2 protein-coding genes are annotated in these 3,126 nt (G+C 69.5%); both read left to right on the top strand.

The window, feature by feature from the left end:
* Positions 1 to 1,531 (top strand): alpha-N-arabinofuranosidase (locus VJ693_RS08415; RefSeq protein WP_324153226.1); only part of this gene is annotated, 1,531 nt, incomplete at its 5' end.
* Between the two features lie 11 nt (positions 1,532 to 1,542).
* Positions 1,543 to 3,126, top strand: a 1,584-nt coding sequence (locus tag VJ693_RS08420) for a family 43 glycosylhydrolase (RefSeq protein WP_324153227.1), incomplete at its 3' end; no start/stop codon positions are given.

The following is a 3,126-nucleotide window of genomic DNA, read 5'->3' on the forward strand; positions in this document are numbered from 1 at the left end:
GAAGCCTGCAACCCTGCTGCACGCCGCAATCCTGGCGATGTCTCTGTCCATTCCCGCGATGGCCGCCGAACCGGTCGACGTGCGCCTGACGATCTCGCAAGAGGCCGCAGGCCCGCGCATCGAGCCCGAGGTCTACGGTCATTTCGCCGAGCATCTGGGCACCGGCATCTACGGCGGCCTGTGGGTCGGCCCCGAATCGAAGATCGCCAACACGCGCGGCTGGCGCAACGACGTGGTGGGCGCGCTGCGCCGGCTGCAGGTACCGGTCGTGCGCTGGCCCGGCGGCTGCTTCGCCGACGACTACGACTGGCGCGACGGCATCGGCGCGCCGGCCAAGCGCCCTGCCCGGCTCAACAAGATCTGGGGCAACGTGATCGAGCCCAACCGGGTGGGCACGCACGAGTTCATGGACCTGGTCGAGCAGCTCGGCGCCGAGGCGTACCTGGCGGGCAACATGGGCTCGCTGCCGCCGCGCTCGATGGCCCAGTGGCTGGAGTACATGACCTCCGACAGCAAATCTGCGCTGGCCGAGGAGCGCCGCCGCAACGGGCGCGACAAGCCCTGGAAGGTCAAGTACTTCGGCATCGGCAACGAGAGCTGGGGCTGCGGCGGCAGCATGCGGCCCGAGTACCAGGCCGACCTGCACAACCAGTACGAGACCTTCCTGCACGCGCCCGTGGTGCGCGTGGCCTCCGGCGACGGGCAAGGCAACGACCACCTCGTCGAGGTGCTGATGGAGCGCTCGGCCTCGCACATGGATGCGCTGACCTTGCACTACTACACGATGCCCGGCGACTGGAGCAAGCACGGCAGCGCCACCGGCTTCGACGCGCCGGCATGGGCCAGGACGCTGAAGAGCGCCGTCGGCATCGAGCCGCGCATCGACGCCGTCAGCCGCCTGATGGACAAGCACGACCCCGCCAGGCGCGTCTCGCTGTACGTCGACGAATGGGGCACCTGGTACGACGCCGAGCCCGGCACCAACCCGGCTTTCCTGCAGCAGCAGAACACGCTGCGCGATGCGCTGGTCGCGGCGCTCTCGTTCAACGCCTTCCACCGCCACACCGAGCGCGTGAAGATGGCCAACATCGCGCAGATGGTCAACGTGCTGCAGGCGCTGGCGCTGACCGACGGCCCGCGCATGCTGCTGACCCCCACCTACCACGCCTTCGACCTGTACAAGCCGTTCCGCGGTGCGACGCCGCTGAAGGCCGACCTGCAGGCCCCGCGCTGGCACGAAGGCGATATCGAGCTGCCGGCCGTGGATGCGTCGGTGGCGCGCGCCGCCGACGGCAGCACGGTGCTTGCGCTGGTCAACCTCGATCCGCAGCGGCCTGCGAGGGTGCACACCAACCTCGGCGGCACGGCGCGCGGGCGGGTGCTCACCGCCGCCGCGATGGACGCGCACAACACCTTCGCCCAGCCGCAGGCGCTCGTGCCGACGCCGTACAGCGCAGGAACGGGCGGCGCATTGCTGGCGCTCGATCTGCCGCCGAAGTCGGTCGTGGTCGTGACGGTGGCGCCACATTGAGCAAGGACGCGATGAGCGAGGTGTCTCGCCGCAAGCTCTTCAAGGCCGCGGTGGCTGTGGCCACGATCCCCGCCGTGCCTGCCGCCGCATCGGCCACGGCGAGGCATGCGGCGCGATTCGGCCGTGGCATCGAGGGCCAGCGCCAGGCCGATCTCGGCGACGGGACCTACCGCAACCCCATCGTGCCGGGCGATCACCCGGACCCGACGATCCTGAAGGACGGGGCCGAGTACTACATGACGTTCTCGTCATTCCAGTCGTATCCCGGCGCGGTGATCTGGCATTCGACCGACCTCGTCAACTGGGCGCCGATCGCGGCTGCGCTCAGCAAGCCGATCGGCACCGTGTGGGCGATGGACCTCGTCAACCACGGCGGGCGCTACTACCTCTACATCCCCGCACTGCGCGACGATGGCACCGCCGTCTTCGTCGTCTGGGCCGACGACATCCGCGGGCCGTGGAGCGACCCGGTCGACCTGAAGCTGCCCGGCTGCATCGACCCCGGCCATGCGGTGGGCGAGGATGGCAAGCGCTACTTGTTCGTCAACGGCATCCGTCGCGTGCGGCTCGCCGACGATGGGCTCTCGATCGACGGCCCGCTCGAGCACGCCCACACGCCCTGGCGCTATCCGGACGACTGGGTGGTCGAGATGTTCGCGCCCGAAGGGCCGAAGATCGTGCGCCGCGGCGAATGGTTCTACCTGATCTCCGCCGTCGGAGGCACCGCCGGGCCTGCGACCAGCCACATGGTGACCGTCGCGCGATCGAAGTCGATCCACGGGCCCTGGGAAGACGACCCGCACAACCCGGTCGTGCGCACCTGGAGCGCCGACCAGCCATGGTGGTCGCGCGGCCACGCCAGCCTCGTCGAAGGGCCGGCCGGCGATTGGTGGATGGTCTACCACGGCTACGAGAACGGCTTTCGCACGCTCGGCCGACAGACGTTGATGGAGCCCGTCGAATGGACGCGGGACGGCTGGTTCCGCGCCAAGGGCGGCACGCTTGCCACGCCGCTGCGCAAGCCGAGGGGTGGCACGACGAGCCCTTCCGGCATCGCCCTGTCGGATGACTTCTCGAGAGGTCGGCCCGGCCTGCAATGGAGCTTCTTCGGCGCCGCTGCCGACGAGATGAAGCGCATGCGCTTCGAAGACGACGCCCTCGTGCTGCAAGCCAAGGGCGCCTCGCCCGCCGACTGCTCGCCGCTGGCCTGCATCCCCGGCGACCGCAGCTACGAAGCCTCGGTGGTGCTGGAGCTCCAAGGCCAGGCGCAAGGTGGCCTGTGCCTTTACTACGACGCGCACGCCTTCGTCGGCATCGGCTTCGGCAACGGCCAGCTGCTCACCTACCACCGCGAGGAGGTCAGCTGGATGCGCCAGCCCTTCGACGCGCGCACGATCCACGTGAAGGTCACCAACCGCGAGAACGTGGTGAGCTTCCACTACTCGCGCGACGGGCAGCAGTGGACGCGGCACCCCTGGCAGATGGAGGTCTCCGGCTTCCACCACAACGTGTTCGGCGGGTTCCTGAGCCTGCGCATCGCCCTGTTCGCGGCGGGGGGAGGCGCGGTCCGGTTCCGCCGCTTCGGCTATCGGGCA

The organism is Ideonella sp., assembly GCF_035254525.1.
In the GTDB taxonomy this organism is placed as follows: Bacteria; Pseudomonadota; Gammaproteobacteria; order Burkholderiales; family Burkholderiaceae_C; genus Ideonella.